Source organism: Massilia soli (assembly GCF_016809835.1).
Lineage (GTDB): Bacteria > Pseudomonadota > Gammaproteobacteria > Burkholderiales > Burkholderiaceae_D > Telluria_A > Telluria_A soli.
On record NZ_JAFBIL020000007.1, the window covers coordinates 76,638 to 102,369 of the forward strand.

The 25,732-nt window shown below is 62.2% G+C and carries 22 protein-coding genes; 18 read left to right on the forward strand and 4 right to left on the reverse strand.

Features of this window, described 5'->3' with window-relative positions; genetic code table 11:
• Positions 1–146: 146 nt before the first annotated feature.
• Both I4X03_RS17610 and I4X03_RS17615 read left to right on the forward strand, forming a co-directional pair.
• Positions 147–1,457, forward strand: coding sequence for a sensor histidine kinase (locus I4X03_RS17610; protein WP_223469557.1), 1,311 nt, complete (start codon positions 147–149; stop codon positions 1,455–1,457).
• A gap of 16 nt (positions 1,458–1,473) precedes the next feature.
• Positions 1,474–2,472: a response regulator gene (locus I4X03_RS17615; RefSeq protein ID WP_223469558.1), complete on the forward strand. Its 999-nt coding sequence runs from the start codon at positions 1,474–1,476 to the stop codon at positions 2,470–2,472.
• 34 nt (positions 2,473–2,506) lie between these two features.
• Here the strand turns inward: I4X03_RS17615 and I4X03_RS17620 are convergent, their stop codons facing one another.
• Positions 2,507–5,038 (reverse strand): ABC transporter permease, encoded by a 2,532-nt coding sequence (locus I4X03_RS17620; RefSeq protein WP_223469559.1) that lies wholly within the window; start codon positions 5,036–5,038, stop codon positions 2,507–2,509.
• 5 nt (positions 5,039–5,043) lie between these two features.
• Positions 5,044–6,066, reverse strand: coding sequence for an adenosine deaminase (locus I4X03_RS17625; protein ID WP_223469560.1), 1,023 nt, complete (start codon positions 6,064–6,066; stop codon positions 5,044–5,046).
• A gap of 596 nt (positions 6,067–6,662) precedes the next feature.
• On the opposite strand from I4X03_RS17625, the gene I4X03_RS17630 reads away from it, so the two are divergent.
• The 4 genes from I4X03_RS17630 to I4X03_RS17645 all read left to right on the forward strand — a co-directional run bounded on the left by I4X03_RS17630 (position 6,663) and on the right by I4X03_RS17645 (position 12,594).
• The gene (locus I4X03_RS17630) at positions 6,663–8,585 is read left to right on the forward strand and encodes a PrkA family serine protein kinase (protein ID WP_223469561.1); all 1,923 of its coding nucleotides are present in this window, start codon (positions 6,663–6,665) and stop codon (positions 8,583–8,585) included.
• Between the two features lie 56 nt (positions 8,586–8,641).
• A complete protein-coding gene (locus I4X03_RS17635) occupies positions 8,642–9,910 on the forward strand; it encodes a YeaH/YhbH family protein (RefSeq protein ID WP_223469562.1) in 1,269 nt (422 codons plus the stop codon).
• Between the two features lie 17 nt (positions 9,911–9,927).
• Positions 9,928–11,454 carry a SpoVR family protein gene (locus tag I4X03_RS17640; RefSeq protein WP_223469563.1) on the forward strand — a complete coding sequence of 509 codons (1,527 nt, stop codon included), beginning with the start codon at positions 9,928–9,930 and terminating at the stop codon, positions 11,452–11,454.
• 477 nt (positions 11,455–11,931) lie between these two features.
• The gene (locus I4X03_RS17645) at positions 11,932–12,594 is read left to right on the forward strand and encodes an energy transducer TonB (protein WP_223469564.1); all 663 of its coding nucleotides are present in this window, start codon (positions 11,932–11,934) and stop codon (positions 12,592–12,594) included.
• A 139-nt stretch (positions 12,595–12,733) separates the two neighbouring features.
• Here I4X03_RS17645 and I4X03_RS23420 read toward each other — a convergent pair whose 3' ends face one another.
• Positions 12,734–12,889 (reverse strand): hypothetical protein, encoded by a 156-nt coding sequence (locus I4X03_RS23420; RefSeq protein ID WP_502572554.1) that lies wholly within the window; start codon positions 12,887–12,889, stop codon positions 12,734–12,736.
• Between the two features lie 56 nt (positions 12,890–12,945).
• Here I4X03_RS23420 and I4X03_RS17650 point away from each other — a divergent pair, with 56 nt between their 5' ends.
• From I4X03_RS17650 to I4X03_RS17695, 10 genes are all read left to right on the forward strand, one after another.
• Positions 12,946–13,620, forward strand: coding sequence for a MotA/TolQ/ExbB proton channel family protein (locus I4X03_RS17650; RefSeq protein ID WP_502572555.1), 675 nt, complete (start codon positions 12,946–12,948; stop codon positions 13,618–13,620).
• Positions 13,621–13,623: 3 nt separating this feature from the next.
• Positions 13,624–14,061 (forward strand): ExbD/TolR family protein, encoded by a 438-nt coding sequence (locus tag I4X03_RS17655; RefSeq protein ID WP_223469566.1) that lies wholly within the window; start codon positions 13,624–13,626, stop codon positions 14,059–14,061.
• 72 nt (positions 14,062–14,133) lie between these two features.
• On the forward strand, positions 14,134–14,562 hold the full coding sequence (locus I4X03_RS17660) for an ExbD/TolR family protein (RefSeq protein ID WP_223469567.1): 429 nt from the start codon (positions 14,134–14,136) through the stop codon (positions 14,560–14,562).
• 93 nt (positions 14,563–14,655) lie between these two features.
• Complete coding sequence (locus tag I4X03_RS17665; RefSeq protein WP_223469568.1) at positions 14,656–15,885, forward strand: tetratricopeptide repeat protein; 1,230 nt, start codon at positions 14,656–14,658, stop codon at positions 15,883–15,885.
• Positions 15,886–16,248: 363 nt separating this feature from the next.
• Positions 16,249–17,220, forward strand: coding sequence for a bifunctional riboflavin kinase/FAD synthetase (locus I4X03_RS17670; RefSeq protein ID WP_223469569.1), 972 nt, complete (start codon positions 16,249–16,251; stop codon positions 17,218–17,220).
• 70 nt (positions 17,221–17,290) lie between these two features.
• On the forward strand, positions 17,291–20,200 hold the full coding sequence (gene ileS / locus I4X03_RS17675) for an isoleucine--tRNA ligase (protein WP_223469570.1): 2,910 nt from the start codon (positions 17,291–17,293) through the stop codon (positions 20,198–20,200).
• A 19-nt stretch (positions 20,201–20,219) separates the two neighbouring features.
• Complete coding sequence (gene lspA, locus I4X03_RS17680) at positions 20,220–20,735, forward strand: signal peptidase II (RefSeq protein WP_223469571.1); 516 nt, start codon at positions 20,220–20,222, stop codon at positions 20,733–20,735.
• A 20-nt stretch (positions 20,736–20,755) separates the two neighbouring features.
• On the forward strand, positions 20,756–21,976 hold the full coding sequence (gene coaBC, locus I4X03_RS17685; RefSeq protein WP_223469789.1) for a bifunctional phosphopantothenoylcysteine decarboxylase/phosphopantothenate--cysteine ligase CoaBC: 1,221 nt from the start codon (positions 20,756–20,758) through the stop codon (positions 21,974–21,976).
• Between the two features lie 11 nt (positions 21,977–21,987).
• The gene (dut, locus tag I4X03_RS17690; protein WP_223469572.1) at positions 21,988–22,437 is read left to right on the forward strand and encodes a dUTP diphosphatase; all 450 of its coding nucleotides are present in this window, start codon (positions 21,988–21,990) and stop codon (positions 22,435–22,437) included.
• Between the two features lie 16 nt (positions 22,438–22,453).
• Positions 22,454–23,542 carry a M48 family metallopeptidase gene (locus tag I4X03_RS17695; protein ID WP_223469573.1) on the forward strand — a complete coding sequence of 363 codons (1,089 nt, stop codon included), beginning with the start codon at positions 22,454–22,456 and terminating at the stop codon, positions 23,540–23,542.
• A gap of 48 nt (positions 23,543–23,590) precedes the next feature.
• On the opposite strand, the gene I4X03_RS23110 is transcribed toward I4X03_RS17695, so the two are convergent.
• On the reverse strand, positions 23,591–23,725 hold the full coding sequence (locus I4X03_RS23110) for a hypothetical protein (protein ID WP_267869622.1): 135 nt from the start codon (positions 23,723–23,725) through the stop codon (positions 23,591–23,593).
• A gap of 46 nt (positions 23,726–23,771) precedes the next feature.
• Here I4X03_RS23110 and I4X03_RS17700 point away from each other — a divergent pair, with 46 nt between their 5' ends.
• Together I4X03_RS17700 and I4X03_RS17705 are read left to right on the forward strand one after the other, a co-directional pair.
• The gene (locus I4X03_RS17700; RefSeq protein ID WP_223469574.1) at positions 23,772–24,752 is read left to right on the forward strand and encodes an XdhC family protein; all 981 of its coding nucleotides are present in this window, start codon (positions 23,772–23,774) and stop codon (positions 24,750–24,752) included.
• Positions 24,753–24,827: 75 nt separating this feature from the next.
• Positions 24,828–25,730 (forward strand): DMT family transporter, encoded by a 903-nt coding sequence (locus tag I4X03_RS17705; RefSeq protein ID WP_223469575.1) that lies wholly within the window; start codon positions 24,828–24,830, stop codon positions 25,728–25,730.
• The last annotated feature ends 2 nt before the right edge of the window (positions 25,731–25,732 follow it).

Here is a 25,732-nt window from a genome sequence, read left to right on the forward strand (position 1 = left end):
ATTGCTCAACAATTCAGCAGCGGCGCGCAACGTTGAGGCAAATCAAGTGCCCGATAGCAAAGGTACGACAAGATCGGGGTTGAGAATTATCAATTTGCGTTAGCTCAACCGTAAATGGATGCTGCGCGTAACAATGGACGATTTACATGGCGCAATGGACGGACAAGGTCAAGGCGGCGGCCAGCAAGCGGCAGCAGACAATGCTGCTGTGGCTGGTGCGTCAGGATCGCCAGTACAGCCACGCATCGACCCGTTTCATGATGCTGGCCTGGGTCGGCTGCATCGCACTGCCGCTGTACTACGCGGTCTGGACCTGGTGGTTCCCGCAGGAGTTCGAAAGCTTGCCGCTGCGGCTGCTTGGTGCTGCGCTGTGCCTGCCCGCCGTCTGGTCGCGCGAACCGTTCCCGCCCAAGGTGATGCCTGCGTACATCTTCCTCAGCGTCACCTATGTGCTGCCGTTCTTCTTCACCTTCATGTACCTGATGAACCACGGCGCCGCGGTGTGGACCCAGTCGCTGCTGATCGGGCTGATCGTGCTGTTCCACTTCCATACCCTGTGGGCGCTGTGCTCCTACCTGGCCGGCACCGCCCTCGCCTGCCTGGCGTTTGCGCTGGTCGATGATCCGGCCTTCCTGCTCAGCCCAGCGGTGCTCGAGCAGTTGCCGCTGTACGGCTTCACGATGCTGGTGGTGTCGATCGCCAAGATCGGGCGCCGCGTGCTGGCCCAAGAGAAGCTCGCTGGCATGGCGCACGGGCTGGCGGCGGTCTCGCACGAGCTGCGCACCCCCCTGGTGACGATCGACGCCAACGCGCGCGGCATCAACCGGCGGCTGGGCAAACCGGGCCTGCCCGGCGAGGCCGACTGGCACGCGATGAGCGAAGCGATGGCGCGCATCCAGTTCGAGGTCCGCCACATGAACCATATGATCGACCTGTTCCTGCTGTCGGCCACGGCGGTCAACCAGCAGCTCGAAGCGAACGAGTACGTCTCGATGGCCGATGTGGTCGAATCGGTGATCCGCCGCTACCCTTTCGCCAGCAATTCGCAGCGCACGGCGGTCAGCATCGACCTGCGCGCCGACTTCAGCTTCGCCGGCCGCTACGAGCTGTCGGTTGTGATCGTCCTCAACCTGCTGCGGAACTCGCTCAAGGCGCTGCACCGGGCCGGCAAGGGACGCATCCGGATCATCGTGGACGGCGCCCGCCAGACCCCGCGCCTGCTGTTCATCGACACCGGCTGCGGCATCGCGCCATCGCAGCTGCCGCTGGTGTTCGATCGCTTCTACTCCTATCCGCCAAGCTCCGGATCGGGCATCGGGCTGGCCCTGTGCAAGGAGATCATGGGCGCATGGAACGCCAACATCCGGCTCACCTCGCGCGAAAACGGCTACACCATGTTCGTGCTCGAATTCCCCCGCATCCACCTGGCCGAATCCGCCTCCGCGCTGGCCGCCTAACCTGAACGACACCGCCATGTCCCTGCCCATCTACCACCATCCCAGCTTGACCGTCCTGATCGACGACAGCGACAACTTCCTGCGCAGCCTGTCCTTCCAGCTCGACCCGACGCTCGCCAGCGTCGCCTTCCACAACACCAGCAGCGCACTGGCCTGGCTGTCGCGGCAGACCACTGAACTCGGCCAGGCCGAGGGGACGCTGAGCGCCAGCTACGACACCTACCCGCGCAAGATGGCCCAATGCAGCGTCGCGCTCGACCTCGAACAGATCCACCGCATCAGCTTCCAGGCCAAGCGCTTCATGACGCCGTCGGTGCTGGTGGTCGATTACTCGATGCCGCAGATGAACGGCGTCGAACTGTGCGAAGCGGTGCGCCACCTGCCCTGCAAGAAGATCCTGTTCACCGGGGCGGCCGACGAAAAGGTCGCAGTCGACGCCTTCAACCGCGGGCTGATCGACCGCTACATCAAAAAGAGCGACGAGAACGCGCTGGACCGCCTCGAGGCCGAGATCTGCGCGCTGCAGCGCGAGTATTTTTCAGCGCGCTCGGAACCGCTGCGCGACCTGCTCGCGCTGCACAGCTACAGCTTCGTGGCCGATCCGGCGGTCGCCGCGCTGGTGCGCGACCTGGTGGCCGAGCACGGGATCGTCGAGCACTACCTGTACCCCAATCCGGCCGGGCTGCTGATGTACGACACCGACGGGCAGGCGATGCTGCTGGTGGTGGAGACCGAGGCGGGCATGAATGCCCACTACGAAATCGCCAGCGACAACGAGGCGCCGCCGTCGCTGCTCGAGGCGCTGCGCGAACGGCGGGTGATCCCCTACTTCCACGACGGCGATGGCATGTACACCGAGGCGTTTGCCAATGGCTGGCACAAGTACATCGAACCGGCGCAGGTGTGCCAGGGCGATCAGACGTATTTTTGGGCGCTGTTCAGGCTTGAGCCAGGGATGATCGCGGAGGAGACGTTTTCATACAACGAGTTTTTGCGGACCCACCAGGGACCGTAGGACGGATGGGCGCCTGGCGCCCATCCGCCGGACATCAACCTTCGCGCAAGGTCTGCAACGGCGGCTGCCTGAGCACCATGCGCAGTCCCAGCCAGCCCCCGATAATCGCGCACAAGGCGCCAACCACCACGCCGGCCAGCCACACGGTCGGGCTGAAGGTCCATGGGAACTTGAACTGGTACGTCGCCAGTGCCCAGCCCAGCGCCGCCGCGCCAGTGGCCGCCAGCAGCCCTGCCAGGCCGCCGACCAGCGAGAACTCGATCCACTGCGCCTGCTGCAGCTGCTTTTTGGTGGCCCCCAGCGCGCGCAGCAGGCCGGCTTCGCGGGTGCGTTCATCTTGCGATCCCATCAGCGCCGCATACAGCACCAGCACCCCTGAAGCCAGCGTGAACATGAACAGGAACTCCACCGCGACCACCACCTGGTCGACCACTTCCTGCACCTGGCGGATGATGCCGCTGACATCGATCACGGTCAGGTTCGGAAACTCGCGCGACAGCGAATTGCCCAGCTGAGCGCCGTCGCCCGGCAGGTGGAAGGCCGTCATGTAGGTCTGCGACGCCGATTCCATCGCCGCCGGATTGATGATGACGAAGAAGTTAGCCCGCATCGAGCCCCATTCCAGCTTGCGCAGGCTGGTGACCTTGGCGTCGACATCGAGCCCGCCGATATTGAAGCGCAGGACGTCGCCCAGCTTGAGGCGCAGCGTCTTGGCGATGCCCTGCTCGACCGACGCCTCGGCCACGCCGGGTGCGTCGGTAAACCATTTGCCCGCCACGATCTCGTTCGTTTCCGGCATGTCCTTCATCGTCGACAGGTTGAACTCGCGGTCGGACATGCGGCGCGCGCCGTCGGTCTCGTAGGTATCCTTGGTGATCGGCTGGCCGTTGACGGTGGTCAGGCGGCCGCGGATCATCGGGTACAGCGTCACCTCCTTGACGCCGGCGCCGCGCAGGCGCTGTTCGATCTGCGGCTTCTGGTCGTCCTGGATGTTGATCACGAAGCGGTTAGGCGCGTCCGGCGGCGTGGCGCTGCGCCAGGCTTGCGTCAGGTCGCCGCGCACCACCGTCAGGATCAGCAGCGCCATCAGGCCAAGCGCCAGCGAGACCACCTGCACGATGGTGGCGCCGGGACGGCGCTGCAGCGACGTCACCGCAAAACGCCAGCTCTGGTTGTCGACTGCGCCGCGCAGGCGCCGCAGCGACTTCAGGCCCAGCCAGGCCACCAGGGCGAACAAGGCGAAGCCTCCGAGGAAGCCGGCCGCGGTCAGCAGCGCCAGTTTGACGTCGCCGGCCTGCCACTGCAGCAGGCCGATGAACACGCAGACGCCGAAGCCGTACGTGGCCAGGGCCATCGGCTTCGGCGCGGCCTGTTCGCGGCGGATCACGCGGTTGTGCGGCACGTTGCGCAGCTGGAGCACCGGCGGCAGCGCGAACCCGACCAGCAGCAGCATGCCGGTGGCGACGCCCTGGAACGCGGGCAGCAGCGAGACCGGCGGCAGGTCGGCGGCGACCAGCTGGCCGAGCAGTTCGAGCAGGATGTAATGGGCGCCGAAGCCAACCAGCACGCCCACCAGGCTGCCCGCCAGGCCGACCAGGGTAAATTCGATCAGGTAGAGCGCGGTGACCTGGTTTTGGGTCAGGCCGAGGCAGCGCAGCATGGCGCAGGCGTCGAGGTGGCGCAGCATGAAGCGGCGCGCGGCCATCGCCACCGCCACCGCGGCCAGCATCGCCGACAGCAGGCCGACCAGCGACAGGAAGCGGTCGGCGCGGTCGAGGGTGGCGTTCATCTCGGGACGGCCACTTTCGAGCGACTCGATGCGCACGCCCTTCACCTGGCCGGCCGTGATCTGCTCCTTGAGCCAGGCTTCGTAATCGGAGACGCGCGCCATGTCGTTGTTCGATGGCGCCGCCACCTGCATGCGGTAGGTCACGCGCGAGCCGAGACCGGCCAGGCCAGTTGCCTCCAGATCGTCGAGCGACATCATCACGCGCGGGGCGAAATTGACGAACGCGGCGCCGCGGTCGGGTTCGGCGGCGATCAGCTGGGTGATCGTGAAGCGCTTGTCGCCCACCGTGATGGCGCTGCCGACCGAGGTGCTCAGCGCCGTAAGGATTTGCGGATCGACCCAGACGGTGCCCGGCGCGGGCGTGTCGTCCGTGCGCTCGCCCAGCGCCTCGCCAGCTTGCGCCGGGTCGCGCGTGATCTTGACCGCGCCGCGCAGCGGATAACCCTTGGAGACCGCCTTGATCGACGACAGCTGCGCCAGCGATGCTTCGCCCTCGCCGGCCTGCGCCATGCTCGGAAATACCACGGTGTCGGCCAGCACCAGCCCGCGCCGCTCGGCTTCGCGGCGCCATTCCGGCCTGACCGGCTGGTCGGCGCCGACCAGCAGGTCGGCACCGAGCAGCTGGTGGGCGTCGCGGTTCAGGCCCGTGCGCATGCGGTCGATGAAGAAGCCGACCGCCGACAGCGCCGAGACGGCGACGATCAGGGCAATCAGCAGGAAGCGCAGCTCACCGGCGCGCCAGTCGCGCGCGGTCATGCGCAGGGATTGGATCAGCATGTCTTTCAGTCCTTGCTTGCGGTGGCTTGCTGAAAGAAGCGGTCGACCTCGTTGAGGTAGCCCCGCTTCGCTTCGCCTTCGAGGAAGGCGGCGCTGAAGCTGTTGCGCGCCAGCGTGCGCGCATGTTCGACGCCGAGCGGCAGCGAATCGAAGGCGCTCAGGAAGTTGTCGTTGATGTAGCCGCCGAAGTAAGCCGGGTCGTCCGAGTTGACGGTGACGGCCAGTCCGGCGTCGAGCAGCTGCAAGAGGTTGTGCTCGTCCATCGTGTCGAACACGCGCAGCTTGATGTTCGACAGCGGACAGACGGTCAGCGCGATCTGCTCGCGCGCCAGGCGCGCCGTCAGCTCGGCGTCTTCCAGGCAGCGCACGCCGTGGTCGATCCGTTCGACGTTGAGCAGGTCGAGCGCGGTTTCGATGTAGGCCGGCGGCCCCTCCTCGCCCGCGTGGGCGACCAGGCGCAGGCCCAGCTGGCGGCAGCGCTCGAAGACGCGGCAGAATTTCTCCGGCGGGTGGCCTTGCTCGGACGAGTCGAGCCCCACGCCGATGAACTTGTCGCGGAACGGCAGCGCCTCGTCCAGCGTGGCCAGGGCGTCGTCTTCGGACAGGTGGCGCAGGAAGCACATGATCAGGGTGGCGCTGACCGGGCTGTCCTGGCAGGCGCGCCAGATGCCGTTGATGACGGTCTCGAACGGCACGCCGCGCGCGGTGTGGGTTTGCGGGTCGAAGAAGATCTCGGCGTGGCGCACATTGTCGGCCTGGGCGCGCGCCAGATAGGCGGCCGTCATGTCGTAGAAGTCCTGCTCCTTGAGCAGCACGCTCGCGCCGGCGTAGTAAATGTCGAGGAAGGATTGCAAATCCGTAAAGTCGTACGCTTTGCGCAACTCATCGACCGATGCGTAAGGCAAAGAAACGCTATTTCTTTGCGCCAAAGCAAAGATGAGTTCGGGCTCCAGCGAGCCCTCGATATGGATGTGCAATTCGGCCTTCGGCATCTGCTGCAAAATGTTGCGCATCTGTTCGTCGAGCATCGTATTTCTCCGTAATTTGTCGCAATGCGGTTCATCGTACCGGGCAGTGTAGCGCACCCGCGCCACCTCTTCAGTTCACTGGGGAAAAAGTGCGGTTCGCATGCAAAAACACCCTGTATTTTCGTGCGCCACGGGCCCTCCAGATCGGGCACTATCCAAGACATAATTGTGAACTCGACGCACCTTCCCTGTTCAATATCACGGGGCACTCGGGGGCTTGCAAAACGCCGCGCGACGGTGCTGTAACGACATTGGCGAACTCGTCAAAAAACGGTTTTTATGCTTATGAATCAGTGCGTTACCATAGTATGCCACGACAGCGTGACATTGCTTTGACTTCGAGAACCAATAGGCACATAATAAATTTCACAGGCGTAAGAAGAATTTTTTTCAGCCGCAAAAAAAGCCGGGCAACCCGGACACAAAAATAATTTTCGTCATCCATTTTTTGGTCAGCAGCGTTGCTACAAAAAATGTTCAGGACGCCAAACAAGAAGGGGGACGTCGATCCTGCCGCCAAGACCAGGGCCTGGACAGGACGCCGGATGCCGGCTGCCAAGACAGTGATCAGTGTAAGCACATTAAAGGACATTCAAATGACCATTTTTGACAACTACGCAGCTCGCTACGAGCGTACCCGTGAAGAGGAATATTCGCTTTCCGAGTATCTGGCACTGTGCAAGAAGGATCCCCTCACCTACGCCAGCGCGCCTGAGCGCATGCTGGCGGCGATCGGCGAGCCAAGGCTGGTCGACACCCGCAACGACACGCGCCTGTCGCGCATCTTCGCCAACAAGGTGATCAAGCTGTATCCGGCATTTGCCGAGTTCTACGGCATGGAAGAGGTGATCGAGCAGGTGGTCTCCTACTTCCGCCACGCCGCCCAGGGACTCGAGGAACGCAAGCAGATCCTCTACCTGCTCGGCCCGGTCGGCGGCGGCAAGTCGTCGATCGCCGAAAAGCTCAAGCACCTGATGGAACAGGTGCCGTTCTACTGCATCAAGGGCTCGCCGGTCAACGAATCGCCGCTCGGCCTGTTCAATGAAGACGAAGACGGTGTCATCCTCGAGGAAGACTACGGCATCCCGCGGCGCTACCTGCGCACCATTCCGAGCCCATGGGCGGTCAAGCGCCTGCACGAGTTCAATGGCGACATCAACAAGTTCCGCGTGGTGAAGCGCTATCCGTCGGTGCTCAAGCAGATCGCGATCTCGAAGACCGAACCGGGCGACGAGAACAACCAGGATATTTCTTCGCTGGTCGGCAAGGTCGACATCCGCAAGCTGGAAGACTACGCCCAGGACGATCCCGATGCGTACAGCTACTCCGGCGGCCTGTGCCTGGGCAACCAGGGCCTGATGGAATTCGTCGAGATGTTCAAGGCGCCGATCAAGGTGCTGCACCCGCTGCTGACGGCCACCCAGGAAAGCAACTACAAGGGCACCGAAGGCTTCGGCGCGATTCCGTTCGAAGGCATCGTGCTGGCGCACTCGAACGAATCGGAATGGAAAACCTTCCGCAACAACCGCAACAACGAGGCTTTCCTTGACCGCATCTATATCGTCAAGGTGCCGTACTGCCTGCGCGTGTCGGACGAAGTGCATATCTACGAAAAGCTGATCCGCAATTCGTCGCTCGAGAAAGCCCCGTGCGCGCCCGGCACCATGAAGATGATGGCGCAGTTCGCGATCCTGTCGCGCCTCAAGGAGCCGGAAAACTCCAGCATCTTCTCGAAAATGCTGGTGTACGACGGCGAAAACCTGAAGGACACCGACCCGAAGGCCAAGTCGATCCACGAGTATGTCGATTACGCCGGCGTCGACGAGGGCATGAACGGGCTGTCGACCCGCTTCGCCTTCAAGATCCTGTCGAAGGTGTTTAACTTCGATAATTCGGAAGTGGCCGCCAATCCGGTGCACCTGCTGTATGTACTGGAGCAGCAGATCGAGCGCGAGCAGTTCGCGCCCGAAACCGAGCAGCGCTACTTCTCGTATATCAAGGAACACCTGGCCCAGCGCTACGTGGACTTCATCGGCAAGGAGATCCAGACCGCCTACCTCGAAAGCTATTCGGAGTACGGCCAGAACATCTTCGACCGCTATGTCACGTTCGCCGACTTCTGGATCCAGGACCAGGAGTTCCGCGATCCGGACACCGGCGAGAGCTTCGACCGCGAATCGCTGAACGCCGAACTGGAAAAGATCGAGAAGCCGGCCGGGATCTCGAATCCGAAAGATTTCCGCAACGAGATCGTCAACTTCGGCCTGCGCGCGCGCGCCACCAACGGCGGGAAAAACCCGGCCTGGACCAGCTACGAGAAGTTCCGCACCGTGATCGAGAAAAAGATGTTCTCGAACACCGAGGAACTGCTGCCAGTAATCTCGTTCAATGCGAAAGCAAGTGCCGAAGACGCCAACAAGCACGCCGACTTCGTCGCGCGCATGGTGGACAAAGGCTACACCGCCAAGCAGGTACGCCTGCTGTGCGAATGGTACCTGCGGGTACGGAAGTCGTCGTAACCCGGACACCTGGCCGGACCAGCGCCGGCCAGGCGCGAATTTGAAGGAGGTCCGCTTTGACTTACCTCATCGACCGACGCTTGCAAGGCAAGAACAAGTCAGCGATCAACCGCGAGCGCTTCCTACGGCGTTACAAGAGCCAGATCAAGGATGCGGTCGGGCGCGCCATCAAGGGCCGCTCGATCACCGACATTGAAAATGGCGAGAAGGTTTCGATCCCCGTCAAGGACGTGGGAGAGCCGCATTTCGGCCATGCCCATGGCGGCGTCTGGGAAACCGTCAACCCTGGCAACACCGAGTACCAGAAAGGCGACCAGTTCAACCGCCCGCGCAGCGGCGGCGGCGCCGGGCGCGGCCGCGCCGGCAACAGCGAGGAAACCTCGCAAGACGATTTCATGTTCGAGCTGACGCGCGAAGAATTCATGAACTACTTCTTCGAAGATCTCGAGCTGCCGAACATGATCAAGACGCAGCTGACCCAGACCCCTGAATTCAAGAACCAGCGCGCCGGCTACAACATGTCGGGCACGCCGTCCAACATCCACGTGCTGCGCTCGCTGCGCGGCGCGCTCGGACGGCGCATCGCGGTGGGCGGCGGCTCGCGCAAGGAAGTGGCGCGGCTGGAACAGGAGCTGGCCCGCATGCTGGCCGACGGCGTGCCGGAAGATGACCCGCAAGTTGCCGAACTCAAGCGCCAGATACACCACCTGCATACGCGCATCAATGCGATTCCCTTCATCGACCCGTTCGACCTGCGCTACAGCAACCGCATCAAGGTGCCGAAGCCCAGCACCCAGGCCGTGATGTTCTGCATCATGGACGTATCCGGCTCGATGGATGAAGGCCGCAAGGACACCGCCAAGCGCTTTTTCATCTTGCTGTACCTGTTCCTCAAGCGCGCCTACGACAAGATCGACGTGGTGTTCATCCGCCACCACACCGCCGCGGCCGAGGTCGACGAGAATGAATTCTTCCACTCGCGCGAATCGGGCGGCACGGTGGTCTCGTCGGCGCTGCACCTGCTGCAAAAGATCATCACCGAGCGCTATGGAAACGGCGACTGGAACAGCTACGTGGCGCAGGCGTCCGACGGCGACAACTGGGACAACGACTCGGTGTTGTGCAAGCAGCTTCTGGTCAACAACATCATGCCGAAGGTGCAGTACTACACCTATGTCGAGATCACCGACGGCCCGCAGCAGAACCTGTGGGAGCAGTACGCCGAAGTGCTGGACCACCACCGCAACTTCGCGATGCAGAAGATCGTCACGCCGGCCGACATCTACCCGGTGTTCCGCGAGTTGTTCAAGAAACAGGTGAAATAGCGTAAAGAGATTCAGCGATGCCTAGAGACCCGAAAAATCCGCGCGCCCTGCCCGAACAGTCGGAGTGGACCTTCGACCTGATCGAGCACGCGCACGAAGAAATCCGCCGCGTGGCCAGGGGGTTTGGCCTCGACACTTATCCGAACCAGCTCGAGATCATCACCGCCGAGCAAATGATGGATGCCTACACCTCGGTCGGCATGCCGGTGTCGTACAACCACTGGTCGTTCGGCAAGCACTTCCTGACCACCGAGAAAAGCTACAAGCGCGGGCAGATGGGGCTGGCCTATGAGATCGTGATCAACTCGAATCCCTGCATCGCCTACCTGATGGAAGAAAACAGCCTGCCGATGCAGGCGCTGGTGATCGCCCACGCTGCCTATGGGCACAACTCCTTCTTCAAGGGCAATTACCTGTTCCGCACCTGGACCGATGCCGACGCCATCGTCGACTACATGGTGTTTGCCAAGAACTACATCGCCGAGTGCGAGCGGCGCCATGGCATCGATGCCGTCGAACTGCTGCTCGATTCTTGCCACGCCCTGCAGAACTACGGCGTCGACCGCTACAAGCGTCCGGCCAAGCTGTCGATGGCGCAGGAGAACGCGCGCCAGAAGGAACGCGAGGAATATGCGCAGTCGCAGGTCAATGCGCTGTGGCGCACGGTGCCGCGGCGCGACGAGGAAGTGGCCGACGAAGCGGTGCCGCGCTTTCCGTCCGAGCCGGAAGAAAACCTGCTGTACTTCATCGAGAAGTACGCGCCGCTGCTCGAACCATGGCAGCGCGAGCTGGTGCGCATCACGCGCAAGATCTCGCAGTACTTCTACCCGCAGCGCCAGACCCAGGTGATGAACGAGGGCTGGGCCACCTTCTGGCACTACACGATTTTGCAGGAGCTATATAAAGAGGGGGTGGTCGGCGACGGCTTCATGCTCGAGTTCTTGCAGAGCCACACCAACGTGGTGTTCCAGCCGGCCGCCACCAGCCCGTATTACAGCGGCATCAATCCGTATGCACTGGGCTTTGCCATGATGAGCGACATACGGCGCATCTGCGAAGACCCGACACCCGAAGACCGCGAGTGGTTCCCCAACATGGCCGGCACCGACTGGCAAAAGTCGCTCGACTTCGCGATGCGCAACTTCAAGGACGAGAGCTTCATCGCCCAGTACCTGTCGCCCAAGCTGATCCGCGACTTCCACTTCTTCGCCGTGCTGGACGACGACAAGAACGAGAAGCTGAGCATTTCGGCGATCCACGACGAAGCCGGCTACCGCTACGTGCGCCAGCAGCTGGCCGAGCAGTACAACCTGGGCAACCGCGAGCCGAACATCCAGGTCTGGCAGGTCAATACGCGCGACGACCGCGCGCTGACCCTGCGCCACAGCCAGTTCCAGCGCCGTCCGCTGAACCAGCAAGCCCAGGAAGTGCTGCGCCACGTGGCCCGCCTGTGGGGCTTCGATGTGCGGCTCGAAACGGTCGACCCGGCCGGGCAGGTGGTCAGCAGCCTCGAAGTCAAGCGCGAGAAACGCCTGCGCGACTGACATGTAGCATATATAGAGTGGTGCCCCGGGCATGACCAAAAGTTATGCCCGGGCGCCCCGCCTTCCCTCCCTCGCCCCTACGCGCCGAGCCCGCAATAGCGCGCCACCGCTGACTGAAAATGGCTATAGTTTGTATAAAAGCCATGCCTCTCTGACTAAAATTCGGCAGACTGAAAGAGTTTTGGAGTAATGCATCGCCATCAACTGGGCAGTGCAAATTTACAACGGCCCCCACGCAATTGCACGACAGATTGTAAATCGTAGTTTTATTACATTCTTGAACACGCTGACCGGCCCCCTCGGCATCCTTCCGCATCCAGGAAGGGCCTGCTGCGCGGGGGTTTTTGCATGCAAAAACATATGTGAAAAAAAGAATTCGTAGGTATAATTCTTCGATGTCCCGGATGCGGCTCAAGGTTTCGTCGTGTTTTGTGGGTTTAGTAGCAACAAAAAGAGTTGGTATTGGAGAAAGCAGGCATGAATTTTTCGCATGAAAAGGATCCCGGGAAGAACCTGACCGGCATCGCGGTCGTCGTCCTCTTCCACGCGCTCGTGGGATATGCCGTCGTCAGCGGTCTGGGTACCCGCATGGTCACCAAGATGGCCGAAGCTGTGGAGACAAAGATTATTGAAGAGGTAGCGCCTCCGCCACCACCGGAAGCACCGCCGCCGCCACCACCACCGGAAATGAAGGCTCCACCGCCACCATTCATTCCACCGGTTGAAGTGAACGTGCAGCAGCCTCCGCCGGTGCAAAACACGATCTCGAATGCGACCAGTGTCAAGCCGGCAACCAACGAGCTTACCGCACCGGCTCCGCCGGCACCACCAGCAGCGCCAGTTGCCAAAGCCGCCGCTCCGATGCGCGTGGCAGCGGTTGCCGATTTCAGTACTTGCGCAAAACCAGAATGGCCGAAAGCCTCCCTGCGCAACGAAGAAACCGGCACCGTGACACTGCAGTTCCTGATTGGTACCGACGGCCGGGTTGCAGATTCCAAGATCGTGAAGTCGTCTGGCTTCCGCGACCTGGACCGAGCGGCGGTAAGCGGCATCTCGAAGTGCCGTTTCAAGCCGGGCATGACCGACGGCAAACCGGAACAAGCTTGGATGACAATGCAATACGTCTGGACGCTGGAATAAAAACCGAGACAGCATTCAGGTCTCACACTGTGATTTTCGTTGTCGATACGTTCAGCGAACTGATTATTTTATAAATTTGGAGGAAGCATGTTTAAGAATACCCGTTTGTCCGCTATGTTGGCGGCTGTCCTGTTCTCGGTTACGGCAGCCGGCGCGCTGGTTTCGGCACCAGCGTTTGCGGACGCACCTGCTGCACCAGCGACTGAAGCGGCAGCTCCAGTTGACGCAGCAGCGCCAGCAGCAGACGCAGCAGCTCCAGCAGTCGATGCTGCAGCCGCTGACGCAGCACCAGCATCCGACGTCGCAGTTGGCGAAAAAGAAGAAGTCCACAACCCGTACGGCGTTGAAGCCATGTGGGAAGAAGGCGACTTCGTCACCAAGTCGACCTTCATCATCCTGTCGATCATGTCGATGGGTTCGTGGTACATCCTGATCACCAAGCTGATCGACCAGGCCAAGATCATGAAGCAGTCGAAAGAAGCCCAGGCCAAGTTCTGGAAGTCGTCGTCGATCGCAGCTGGTTCGGCAACCCTGAAAGAAGGCAGCCCGTTCCGCTTCATCGCTGAAACCGGCACCAAGGCAACCCAGCACCACGACGGCGCCCTGCTTGAGCAGATCGACCTGTCGACCTGGGTAACGATGTCGATCCAGCGCGCTGTTGACAAAGTTCAGTCGCGTCTGCAAGACGGCCTGTCGTTCCTGGCAACCGTTGGTTCGACCTCGCCGTTTATCGGTCTGTTCGGTACCGTTTGGGGCATCTACAACGCGCTGACCGCGATCGGTATGTCGGGTAACGCGTCGATCGACAAGGTTGCAGGTCCAGTTGGTGAAGCACTGATCATGACCGCGTTCGGTCTGTTCGTTGCAGTTCCTGCGGTTCTGGGTTACAACTGGCTGGTTCGCCGTAACAAGACGGCAATGGAAGATGTTCGCTCGTTCAGCGCCGACGTTCACTCGGTACTGATCTCCGGTGCAATGTCCACCAGCGAAGCAGGTCGTGCTGCTGGTGCTAAAAAGATTGGGTAAATCATGTCAATGAGCGTCGGCAATGCAGACGGAGATGAAGATGTAGTAATGTCAGAAATCAACACAACGCCGCTAGTCGACATTATGTTGGTTCTCCTGATCATCTTCCTGATCACGAGCCCGGTTGTTCTGAAGTTGCAAAAAGTTGCACTGCCTTCGGAAACCAACCAGGCCCTGAAGACTAAACCTACCAACGTCAACATCGTTGTTAACAAGGATGGCGACATGTATCTGGGCCAGAAGCGTTTGGCCGATACGACGGAGCTGTTCGAATTCCTGAAGCAGGAAGCCGTGAAGCTGCCGCAGCCTGAAGTACATGTTCGTGGCGACCAGGAAACCCGCTACGAATACGTCGGCAAGGTGATCTACACGGCACAGCGTGCTGGGATTCAGAAGGTTGGATTCATTACCGAACCACCAGATAAAACTGGCGGTCGTTAAGATCCTTCCTCCGCCCAGGCCCTCCTCCGGGAGGCCTGGCCGGCATAGTCCCAACAGTACAAAGGAAACATTATGAGTATGAGTGTCGGAGCTCCAAAAGCTGGTGGCGATCCGGAACCGATGATGGAAATGAACATGACACCCCTGATCGACGTAATGTTGGTCTTGATTATCATGTTGATCATCACGATTCCGAAACAAAACCACTCGGTCAATCTGAACATGCCTGTTGGCAATCCACCGCCAAGCAATATCAAGCCTGTCGTCGTGACCATCGACGTCGACTTCGATGGCACCGTCCTATGGGACGGCCAGGTTGTGCCAGATCGTGCTACGCTTGAGTCGAAGCTTGCTTCGGTCGCAGCGATGGCAGACCAGCCAGAAGTACATCTGCGTCCTAATAAGTTGGTGTCTTACAAGTCTGTCGCCGGTGTCATGGCTTCTGCACAACGTCTTGGCGTGACCAAGATCGGCATGGTCGGCAACGAACAGTTCCAGTAAGTCACTATCGTTTGATTGACGTACAACGCAGGGTTTCCCTGTGAGAAACAGCAGGGATTCCCTGCTGTTTCGCTTTTGATTGAAAGAACTTAAATGATCAAATCCCGCATCGCGCACCTTGGCCTCGTCATGGCCGCTCTCGGTTTTACCGCTGCAACTCCCGTCATCGGCCTGTCGGTCGCCCACGCTGCTGAAGCTGTGCGCGCTGAAATCGGCACCCCCCTGCAAAATGCGCAGAGGCTGATGAAGTCGGGCAAGAACAAAGAAGCCCTGGCCGAACTGCGTAAAGCAGACAACGTCAGCAACAAGACCAGCAATGAGGCTTACCTGATCGAGCGCGTGCGCGCTGCTGCGGCCTCCGCTGCCGGCGACTACGACGCCGCTGCCCGCTCGTTCGAGGCCCTGATCGCATCGGGCAAGCTCGGCGCGAGCGAAAAGGCCCAGTTCTCCGAAGGCCTGATCGGCATCTACATGCGTGCCCGCGAGTTTGGCAAGGCCAACGCCGCGATCGAACGCCAGCTCAAGGACCGTAACGATCCGAAGCTGCGCGCTTACCTGATCCAGAACTACTTCGCCATGGGCAAGACCGGCGAAGCCACCCGCCTGCTCCAGGCCGACCTGCAAGCCGACGAAAAAGCCGGCCGCCGTCCGCAGGAAGACCAGCTGCAGATGCTGGCCAACATCCAGAACAAAGCTGGCGACAAGAACGCCTACATCAACACCGTTGAAAAGCTGGCGACCTACTACCCGAAGGAAAGCTACTGGCTGATCCTGCTGAACCGCATCTCGGGCAAGCCAGGGTTCTCCTCGCGCCTGTCGGTTGACGTGCTGCGCCTGCGCATGCACCACAACATGCTGAAAAAGCCGAACGAGTACATGGAACTGGCCCAGCTGGTTCTGCGTGACGGCGCGGCCGGCGAAGCGGTCAAGGTCATCGCCCGCGGCTACAAGGAAGGCATCCTGGGCGTCGGTCCTGACGCTGCGCGTCACCAGCGCCTGAAGGAGCTGGCTGACAAGAACCTGGCGGAAACCAAAGCCAAGGCAGCAGCCAACGAAGCCGACATGGTCAAGACCGGCGACAAAGACGGCCTGGTATCGCTTGGCTACGCGCTGGTCAGCGCTGGCGACACCGCCAAAGGCATCGCGATGATGGATGCGGCGATCAAAGCTGGCGGCCTGAAGCGTCCTGACGACGCCAAGCTGCGTCTGGGCCAGGCATACGCCATGGCTGGCAACAAGTCGAAAGCTGTCTCCACGCTGCGCACGGTTGGCGGCAAGGACGGCACGGCCGAAATCGCGCGTTACACGATCATGTCGCTGTAATCGTCCCGCGAGACAAGCCCTGAAGGGCGCTGCCAGCGAAAGCCGGCAGCGCCTTTTTTCATCGCACGACATTCCAGAATCGGCGACAGACCGGGTCACGCAGACCACCATGTTGGAATGTTCCAAAATATTCCAAAATCGGGGACAGACCGGGTCACGCAGACCACCATGTTGGAATGTTCCAAGATATTCCAAAATCGGGGACAGACCACCATTTTGGAATGTTCCAAAATGGTGGTCTGTCCCCGATTTTGGAATTTCACGAGGGTGTCAGGCGGACCCTCCCTCCCCTATACAGTGTGCAACACGCAACTTGACCGTATAATCCACTCTTTAGCAGCAGATTTTCCGGCCACACATCCTATGAAGGTTTTTCGGGGACTTCCCAATGACAGGGCGCGCGCGCCTTGTGCTCTCACGATCGGCAACTTTGACGGTGTCCACCTGGGCCACCAGGCATTGTTGGCGCGCGTGCGCGCAGCCGCGTCCAGACTCGGCGTCGAGGCGGCAGTGATGACCTTCGAGCCGCATCCGCGCGAGTTCTTCGCCGAGCGCATGGGGGATCCGTCCAAGGCGCCCAGGCGCATCGCCAACCTGCGCGACAAGCTCGAGTCGCTCGCTTCCGCCGGCATCGACCGCGTCATCGTCGAACACTTCAACGAGCATTTCGCCTCCATCGCGCCTGATGACTTCACCCGGCGCGTGCTGGCCGAAGGCCTGCACGTCAAATGGCTGATGGTCGGCGAGGACTTCTGCTACGGCGCCAAACGCGCCGGCAATATCGCGATGCTGAAGGAAGCCGGCCTGCGCCATGGCTTCGAGGTCGAGACCCTGCCGACCGTGATGCATGGCACGCGCCGCATCTCGTCCTCCGCCGTGCGCAGCGCGCTGGCCGAAGGCGACCTGGCCACCGCGCGCGAACTGCTCGGCCATTCGTACGCCATTTCCGGCCATGTGATCCACGGCCAGAAGCTGGGCCGCACGCTGGGCTTCCCCACATTGAACCTGCGCGTGGCGCACCGCCCTGCCCTGTCGGGCATCTTCGTGGTGCAGGTCCACGGCCTCGGCCCCGAGCCGCTGCCGGCCGTCGCCAGCATGGGCGTGCGCCCCACTGTCGACGACAGCGGCCGCGTTCTGCTCGAAGTGCACCTGTTCGATTACGCCGAGTCCTGCTACGGCAAACTGGTGCGCGTCGAGTTCCTCGAAAAAATCCGCGACGAGGAAAAGTACGACGACCTCGACACCCTGACCGCCGCCATCGCGCGCGACTCGGGCCAGGCGCGCGATTATTTCGCGCAGCGCGCCGGCGCCCTGACCGCCACCGACCGAATTTGACCGGGACGATCTTGCCCGCTTGCGGCACGCCTGTTCCCGAAAAACCAGATACACACGATTGAAGAAAAATATGTCCGATACCAGCAAACCAGCAGCAGACCAGCAAAAACCACAGCAAGCCCCGAAAGGCGCCAAAAAACCGGAGAGCAAATATCCGGTCAACATGACGGACACCCCGTTCCCGATGCGCGGCGACCTCGCCAAGCGCGAGCCGGGCTGGGTCAAGCAGTGGCAGGACAAGAAGGTCTATGAGCGCGTGCGCAAGGCCGCCAAGGGCCGCCCGATGTTCGTGCTGCACGATGGCCCGCCGTACGCCAACGGCGACATCCACCTCGGCCACGCGGTCAACAAGATTCTGAAGGATATGGTCGTCAAGGCGCGCACCATGGCCGGCTTCGACGCACCCTACGTGCCGGGCTGGGATTGCCACGGCATGCCGATCGAGATCCAGATCGAAAAACAGTACGGCAAAAACCTGCCGACCGCCGAAGTGCTGACCAAGGCCCGCGCTTACGCGACCGAACAGGTCGAGCGCCAGAAAAAGGACTTCATCCGCCTGGGCGTACTGGGCGAGTGGGATAACCCTTACCTGACCATGGCCTACCGTAACGAGGCGGACGAACTGCGCTCGCTCGGCAAGATGCTCGAGAAGGGCTACGTCTACCGCGGCCTGAAGCCGGTCAACTGGTGCTTCGATTGCGGTTCGGCGCTGGCCGAAGCCGAGGTCGAATACCAGGACAAGCGCGACCCGGCCATCGACGTCGGCTTCCCGTTCGCCGAGCCTGAAAAGCTGGCGGCCGCCTTCGGCCTGCCTGCGCTGCCTGCGGGCGACGGCTTCATCGTCATCTGGACCACCACGCCATGGACCATCCCGTCCAACCAGGCGCTCAACGTCAACCCTGAAATCACCTACGCGCTGGTCGAGTCCAGCCGCGACGGCAAGCCGCTGCTGCTGATCCTGGCCGCCGACCTGGTCGAAGCCTGCCTGCTGCGCTTCAAGCTCGAAGGCAAAGTCGTCGCCACCACCACCGGCGAAAAGCTCGGCGGCATCGAGTTCAAGCACCCGCTGCACGCGGCCGACGCGTTCTTCAACCGCCGCTCGCCGCTGTACCTGGCCGACTACGTCACCACCGAAAGCGGTACCGGCGTGGTGCACTCCGCGCCTGCCTACGGCCAGGACGACTTCATCTCGTGCAAAGAGCACGGCATGAAGGACGACGAGATCCTGACACCGGTGATGGGCGACGGCCGCTTCGTCTCGACCCTGCCGCTGTTTGGCGGCATGACGATCTGGGAAGCCTCGAAGCCGATCTGCACCGCACTGACCGAAGCGGGCGCGCTGTTCGAGCTGAAGATGTTCGACCATAGCTACATGCACTGCTGGCGCCACAAGACCCCGATCGTCTACCGCGCCACCTCGCAGTGGTTCGCCGGCATGGACACCACGCCGAAGGACGGCGGCCCCACCCTGCGCGAGACCGCGCTCAAGGGCATCTCCGAAACCCAGTTCTTCCCTGACTGGGGCCAGGCGCGCCTGCATGGCATGATCGCCAACCGTCCCGACTGGACCCTGTCGCGCCAGCGCCAGTGGGGCGTGCCGATGGCATTCTTCATCCACAAGGAGACCGGCGAACTGCACCCGAACACCCCTGAGCTGCTCGAGAAAGTCGCGCTGCTGATCGAAAAGGAAGGCATCGACGCCTGGCTGAAAGTCGAGCCGGCCGATTTCCTCGGCGCCGACGCCGCCATGTACATCAAGAACAAGGACACGCTCGACGTCTGGTTCGACTCCGGCAGCACCCACCAGACCGTGCTGCGCGGCTCGCACGCGGCCCAGTCGCAGTTCCCGGCCGACCTGTACCTCGAAGGATCGGACCAGCACCGCGGCTGGTTCCACTCGTCGCTGCTGACGTCCTCGATGCTCAACGGCCAGCCGCCGTACAAGGCGCTGCTGACGCACGGCTTCACCGTCGACGCCGAGGGCAAGAAGATGTCCAAGTCGCTGGGTAACACGCTGGCGCCGCAAAAGATCTCCGACACGCTCGGCGCCGACATCCTGCGCCTGTGGGTCGCTTCGACCGACTACACCGGCGAGCTGTCGATCAGCGACGAGATCCTCAAGCGCGTGACCGAATCGTATCGCCGCATCCGCAACACGCTGCGCTTCCTGCTGGCGAACACCTCGGACTTCGACCACGCGAACAACGCCGTCGCCGTATCCGACCTGCTTGAAATCGACCGCTACGCGCTGGCCAGCATGGCCACGCTGCAGGCCGACATCGGCAAGCACTACGAGTCGTTCGAATTCCACCCGGTTGTCTCGCGCCTGCAGAACTACTGCTCGGAAGACCTGGGCGGCTTCTACCTCGACATCCTGAAGGACCGCCTGTACACCACCGGCATCGACTCGCACGCGCGCCGCTCGGCGCAGACCGCGCTGTGGCACATCACGCAAAGCCTGTTGCGCCTGATGGCCCCGATGCTGTCGTTTACCGCCGAAGAGGCATGGGCGGTCTTCGCCGGCGAACAGGCCTACAAGGACAGCGACGAAACCATCTTCACGCAGACCTACTGGGCGTTGCCGGAAGTGGCGGACGCCGCCACCCTGCTGGCCAAGTACGCCACCTTGCGCGAAGTGCGCGCCGAAGTGACCAAGCAGCTCGAAGAAGTACGCGGCTCGGGAGCGATCGGCTCGTCCTTGCAGGCCGAACTGGCCATCAAGGCGTCCGGCGACAAGTACAAGGCGCTGGCAAGCCTGGATCAGGACCTCAAGTTCGTGTTCATCACCTCCAGCGCCAGCGTCGAACAAGTCGCCGCCGAAGCGGACGAAGCGGTTGCGGTAACCGCATCGAGCGCTCCGAAGTGCGAGCGCTGCTGGCACTACCGCGCTGATGTCGGCACCCACGCCGAGCACGCGGGCCTGTGCGGCCGCTGCTACAGCAACCTGTTCGGCGGCGGCGAAAAACGCGCCTTCGCATAAACCATTTCACTGACCACCAATGGCAACTAAAAAAACAACGTTCTCCACGTCCTCGAAAGCGCGCGCCAGCCTGACTCCTTGGCTGGGCATCGCGGCGATCGTGATCCTGCTCGACCAGATCACCAAGATCACGATCGAAAGGCTGTTCGTGTATGGCGAAGAACGCGTGGTCACGTCGTTCTTCAACCTGGTGCTGGCGTATAACCGCGGCGCCGCCTTCAGCTTCCTGTCCAACGAAAGCGGCTGGCAGCGCTACTTCTTCACGGCGATCGGCATCATCGCGGTGGTCTTCATCATCACCCAGCTGCGCAAGAACGCTGGCCAGCGCATGTTCTGCTGGGCGATGGCGCTGATCATGGGCGGCGCGATCGGCAACGTGATCGACCGCGTGGCCTATGGCCACGTGATCGACTTCCTCGACTTCCACTTCGGCAGCCTGGGCCACTTCCCGGCGTTTAACATCGCCGACAGCGCCATCTTCATCGGCGCAGTGCTGTTCATCTACGACGAACTGCGGCGCGTGAACAAGAACTAAGCAAAGGGATGGCAATGACGATGGACCTCAAGGGTAAGAAGATCGTCCTCGGCCTGTCCGGCGGGGTAGCCTGCTACAAGGCGGCCGAGCTGTGCCGCGCGCTGGCCAGGGAAGGCGCCTCGGTGCAGGTCGTGATGACCGAGGCCGCCACCCATTTCATCACCGCCGTGACCATGCAGGCCCTGTCCGGCAACCCGGTCTACACCGACCAGTGGGACCCGCGCATGGCCAACAACATGGCCCACATCGACCTGACCCGCGATGCCGACGCCATCCTGATCTCGCCGTGTTCGGCGGACTTCATCCGCAAGCTGGCCCATGGCGTGTGCGACGACCTGCTCTCGACCATGTGCCTGGCACGCCCGCGCCGCCTGCCGCTGCTGGTCGCGCCGGCGATGAATGTCGAGATGTGGGAAAACCCGGCCACCCAGCGCAACGTACGCCAGCTTGAGCAGGACGGCGTCTGCATCTTTGGCCCAGCCGCCGGCCAGCAGGCCTGCGGCGAAGTCGGCTTCGGGCGCATGCTCGAACCTGACGAACTACTCGACGAGCTGATCGCATCGTTCCAGCCGAAGGTCCTGGCCGGCAAGCGCGTGTTGCTGACCGCCGGTCCGACCTTTGAAGCGATCGACCCGGTACGCGGCATCACCAATCTCTCGTCCGGAAAAATGGGCTACGCCATCGCCCGCGCCGCGCGCGAAGCGGGCGCCGACGTGACCCTGATCTCGGGCCCCACTACCCTGCCGACGCCGCACGGCGTGCGCCGCGTCGACGTCCAGAGCGCGGCCCAGATGTACGACGCCGTGATGGCGGCGGTCGGCGGCCAGCACGTCTTCATCGGCGTGGCCGCGGTGGCCGACTGGCGCGTCACCAACGCCAGCGACCAGAAGATGAAAAAGCAGGACGGCGGCGCCGCACCCAACCTGCAATTCGAGCAAAACCCGGACATCCTCGCCGCGGTCGCCGCGACCACCTCGATCTCCGGCTGGCCGTACTGCGTCGGCTTTGCCGCCGAATCGGAAAACCTGGTCGAATACGGCGCCGTCAAGCGCGAGAAAAAAGGCATTCCTCTGTTGGTTGGCAATATCGGCCACCACACCTTCGGGCAGGATGACAATACGATCGTGCTGTTCGACGAGAGCGGCCACACCGTGCTGCCGCGCGCCGACAAGCTCACGCTGGCGCGCCAGCTGATTTCAGAAATCGCAAAGCGCATCGAAAAGCGCTCCCTGCTCACATAACCGAATCATCAATGAAAACAATCGACGTCAAGATCCTCGACCCGCGCATGAAAGACCAGATGCCGGCGTATGCAACGCCAGGCAGCGCGGGCCTCGACCTGCGCGCCTGCATCGACGAACCCATCACCATCGCACCTGGCCAGACCATCCTGGTACCGACCGGGATGGCGATCCACGTGGGCGATCCAGGCTACGCTGCCATGATCCTGCCGCGCAGTGGCATGGGCCACAAGAACGGCATCGTTTTGGGGAATCTGGTAGGCTTGATTGATTCTGACTATCAGGGACAACTGATGGTATCGACATGGAACCGCGGCCAGGCCGCCTTCACGCTCAACCCGATGGAGCGCCTCGCCCAGCTGATCATCGTACCGGTACTGCAGGTTGGCTTTAATGTCGTCGAAGATTTCGATGCAAGCGAACGCGGTGCCGGCGGTTTCGGAAGCACCGGAAAACAATAATAAAGTGAGGATTACCATGACCCGTTTCATCGGTCACAGCCCGGCATTGCTGGGCATATCGTTGGCACTACTCCTGTCGGCATGCGGCACCATCCAGCCGTCTGCACCAGCTTTCCCAATCAAGCCCGGCCCGTCCGCGCAGGAAGACCAGCGCCCGGTCATCACGCCGCGCATGGCCGCGGCCGCGCAGACGCTGACCAAAATGGCGGCCCTGCAGGACCGCCTGTACCGCGTCGCGGCGCCGCTGCTGATCAACAACGCGCCACTGTGCAAAAGCCAGGCGCGCAACCTGCTTGGCTTCTTCGCCAAGAACCGCTATTCCTATCCAGGCGAATACAACGAAGCGGCGCACCTCGCGCTGGACATGAACGAACGCCTGCAGGTGACCGGCGTCCTGGCCGGCAGCGGCGCGGCCAAGGCCGGCCTTGAAATCGGCGATCGCCTGATTTCGGCTGGCGGCAAGCCACTGCCTACCGGCGCGAATGCGTCGACGCTGGCCGGCGGCGTGTTCGGACCGCTGGTGCGCAGGCAGTCCACGCTGCCGTTCGTCGTCGAACGCGACAACAAACAGAAGCAGCTGTCGATTCCCGTCACGCGCGCCTGCGGTTTTGGCATTGAACTCGGCAATTCGGACAACATCAACTCGTACGCGGACGGATCGCGCGTGATGATCACGCGCGGGATGATCAACTTCGTCGAAGCGGATGAAGAACTGGCCTACCTGATGGCCAAGGGCATGGCGCACAACATGCTGGGCCATGCTTCCTCGCAGCGCAATGCCAGCACCATCGGCAGCATCATCGACAACCTGATGAGCACGCGCCCCGACACCTCGGTGACGATCGGCAGCGGCGGCATCAAGGCCATGCCGCAGGAGCTTGACGGCGCGGCCGACAGCCTGGCGATGTACCTGCTGGCGCGCGCCGGCTACCGCATCGAAGGCGCGACCGAGTTCTGGAAGCGCCTGGCCTCGACCTACCCGGCAACGGTGCTCAATGGCTATGTCGCCAACCACCCGGCGACCGCATACCGCATTGCGGTCATCCAGAAGACGATCGCCGAGATCAAGGCCAAGAAGGCCGACGGCAAGCCGCTGGTACCCTGACCCCGTTCCCGCCCACGCCCAGGCGTGCGCGGGAACGAAGCATGGAAGTCAACTCGGGAAATCCGGGAAAAACACCGCCATGACGTAGGTCAGCACGCCCAGCATTGCCACGGTCGCCACCAGCACAAGCAATAAACGGCCGAACTTCGGCGAGCCATCGTCTTTTCTTTTATGATTGTCCATCTTCCCACTCGCTCCTTAGTCCTGGAGCACACAGTATATTCGAACGATGGATAGCATAGACCTCGAGGTTCTCAAAACCGCCGCAAGCTGGATCGGTGCCGGCCACCGCTGCGAACTCATCACCGTCATCAAGACCTGGGGCTCCAGCCCGCGTCCGATCGGCGCCACGCTCGCCATCTGCGACGACGGCCGGGTGGTCGGCTCGGTATCGGGCGGCTGCATCGAAGACGACCTGATCGAGCGCGTGCGCCAGAGCGGCATCACCCGCACCATTCCCGAGATCGTCAGCTACGGCATTACCGCCGACGAGGCGCACCGCTTCGGCCTTCCCTGCGGCGGCACCATCGAACTCGCCATCGAGCCGCTGTCGAGCGCCAGCACCATCATCGACTTATTGGAACGGCTCGACCGGCACGAACTGGTGGCGCGCAACCTCGACCTGGAAAGCGGCGCGGTGACGCTGACAGCTGCGCCGTCCGGCGCGGTACAGCAGATCGCCGGCGGCGTGCTGACCACGATCCACGGTCCACGCTGGCGCCTGTTCATCATCGGCGCCGGCCAGCTGTCACGCTTCCTTGCGCAAGTGGCCACCGCGATGGACTACCACGTCACCGTATGCGACCCGCGCGAAGAATACCGCGCCGGCTGGCACCTGCCCGGCGTGCGCCTGGTGCACGCCATGCCGGACGACCTGGTCATCGAAGCGCAGCTCGACCATCGCAGCGCAGTCGTCGCCCTTACCCACGATCCAAAGCTAGACGATCTGGCGCTGATGGAGGCGCTTAAATCCGACGCCTTCTACGTCGGCGCGATTGGCTCGCGCCTGAACAACGCCAAGCGGCGCGAACGGCTCAAGGAGTTTGACCTGAACGATGAACAGCTGGCGCGCCTGCATGGGCCGATCGGCCTTTACATCGGCAGCAAGACGCCGTCCGAAATCGCCATCTCGATCCTGGCCGAACTGACCGCCATCAAGAACGGCGTGCCGCAGCAGCTGCGCGTGAAGCACGCCGACGGCCAGGCCTGATTCGACAGCAAGAACCGGCTATCGGCGCAGGCAAAGGCGCAGCACAATAACAATTTGAAGAACCAGGATCTGCGAATGAACACCGCCAACATGCTCCGTCTCGTGCTGCTTGCAGCGATCTGGGGCAGCTCATTCCTGTTCATGCGCATCGCGGCGCCGGTGCTTGGTCCGGCGGTACTGATTGAATACCGGGTCGGCTTCGCGGCGGTGTTCCTGGCGATTGTCGGCGTGTTCCTGAAAAAGCGGCTCGACCTGCGCGCCAACTGGAAGCACTACCTGGTCCTCGGCTTGCTTAACTCAGCGTTCCCTTTCCTGCTGTTCGCGTTTGCCGCGCGTACCTTGTCCGCCTCCGTGCTGTCGGTGCTGAACGCGACCGCGCCGATGTGGGGCGCGCTCATCGGCGCGCTGTGGTCGCGCCAGGCCATCTCCGGCCGCAGCGCGCTTGGTCTCCTGCTCGGCACCGCAGGCGTGGCGCTGCTGGTCGGCTTCGACCAGGTCACCTCGCGTGCTGGCGCCGGCCTCGCGATCGCGGCGGCACTGGTCGCGGCCGTCAGCTACAGCGTCGCCAGCGCCTATGCCAAGACGGCCAGGAGCGTCGAGCCGTTCGCCAACGCGCACGGCAGCATGTGGGCCGCAACGCTGCTGGTGATACCGGTGCTGCCGTTCTTTCCGGCGCCGGCGCAACCGACCATCGGCATCATGGGCGCCGCGCTCGCGCTGGGCGTCCTGTGCAGCGGCATCGCCTACATCCTGTACTTCAAACTGATCCAGGATGTCGGACCGACATCCGCGCTGACGGTCACCTTCCTCAATCCCTTGTTCGGCATCCTGTGGGGGGCGCTGTTCCTCGGCGAGGTGGTGGGCTGGCACACGGTCCTGGGCGCGGCAATCGTCATCACGGGTACGGCGCTGGTCACCGGCTTCCGTCCGGCCTTCCTGGGCCGTGCTTTCGTGCCGCTCTCGTTCAAACGCAAATAGGC

Excerpts from the sequence above, each read along its gene's own strand:
- I4X03_RS17610 (WP_223469557.1), top strand. The coding sequence starts at position 147 with ATGGCGCAATGGACGGACAAGGTCAAGGCGGCGGCCAGCAAGCGGCAG.
- I4X03_RS17615 (WP_223469558.1), top strand. The coding sequence starts at position 1,474 with ATGTCCCTGCCCATCTACCACCATCCCAGCTTGACCGTCCTGATCGAC.
- I4X03_RS17620 (WP_223469559.1), bottom strand. The coding sequence starts at position 5,038 with ATGCTGATCCAATCCCTGCGCATGACCGCGCGCGACTGGCGCGCCGGT.
- I4X03_RS17625 (WP_223469560.1), bottom strand. The coding sequence starts at position 6,066 with ATGCTCGACGAACAGATGCGCAACATTTTGCAGCAGATGCCGAAGGCC.
- I4X03_RS17630 (WP_223469561.1), top strand. The coding sequence starts at position 6,663 with ATGACCATTTTTGACAACTACGCAGCTCGCTACGAGCGTACCCGTGAA.
- I4X03_RS17640 (WP_223469563.1), top strand. The coding sequence starts at position 9,928 with ATGCCTAGAGACCCGAAAAATCCGCGCGCCCTGCCCGAACAGTCGGAG.
- I4X03_RS17645 (WP_223469564.1), top strand. The coding sequence starts at position 11,932 with ATGAATTTTTCGCATGAAAAGGATCCCGGGAAGAACCTGACCGGCATC.
- I4X03_RS23420 (WP_502572554.1), bottom strand. The coding sequence starts at position 12,889 with ATGCTGGTGCTGCGTCAGCGGCTGCAGCATCGACTGCTGGAGCTGCTG.
- I4X03_RS17650 (WP_502572555.1), top strand. The coding sequence starts at position 12,946 with ATGTGGGAAGAAGGCGACTTCGTCACCAAGTCGACCTTCATCATCCTG.
- I4X03_RS17655 (WP_223469566.1), top strand. The coding sequence starts at position 13,624 with ATGTCAATGAGCGTCGGCAATGCAGACGGAGATGAAGATGTAGTAATG.
- I4X03_RS17660 (WP_223469567.1), top strand. The coding sequence starts at position 14,134 with ATGAGTATGAGTGTCGGAGCTCCAAAAGCTGGTGGCGATCCGGAACCG.
- I4X03_RS17665 (WP_223469568.1), top strand. The coding sequence starts at position 14,656 with ATGATCAAATCCCGCATCGCGCACCTTGGCCTCGTCATGGCCGCTCTC.
- I4X03_RS17670 (WP_223469569.1), top strand. The coding sequence starts at position 16,249 with ATGAAGGTTTTTCGGGGACTTCCCAATGACAGGGCGCGCGCGCCTTGT.
- ileS (WP_223469570.1), top strand. The coding sequence starts at position 17,291 with ATGTCCGATACCAGCAAACCAGCAGCAGACCAGCAAAAACCACAGCAA.
- lspA (WP_223469571.1), top strand. The coding sequence starts at position 20,220 with ATGGCAACTAAAAAAACAACGTTCTCCACGTCCTCGAAAGCGCGCGCC.
- coaBC (WP_223469789.1), top strand. The coding sequence starts at position 20,756 with ATGGACCTCAAGGGTAAGAAGATCGTCCTCGGCCTGTCCGGCGGGGTA.
- dut (WP_223469572.1), top strand. The coding sequence starts at position 21,988 with ATGAAAACAATCGACGTCAAGATCCTCGACCCGCGCATGAAAGACCAG.
- I4X03_RS17695 (WP_223469573.1), top strand. The coding sequence starts at position 22,454 with ATGACCCGTTTCATCGGTCACAGCCCGGCATTGCTGGGCATATCGTTG.
- I4X03_RS23110 (WP_267869622.1), bottom strand. The coding sequence starts at position 23,725 with ATGGACAATCATAAAAGAAAAGACGATGGCTCGCCGAAGTTCGGCCGT.
- I4X03_RS17700 (WP_223469574.1), top strand. The coding sequence starts at position 23,772 with ATGGATAGCATAGACCTCGAGGTTCTCAAAACCGCCGCAAGCTGGATC.
- I4X03_RS17705 (WP_223469575.1), top strand. The coding sequence starts at position 24,828 with ATGAACACCGCCAACATGCTCCGTCTCGTGCTGCTTGCAGCGATCTGG.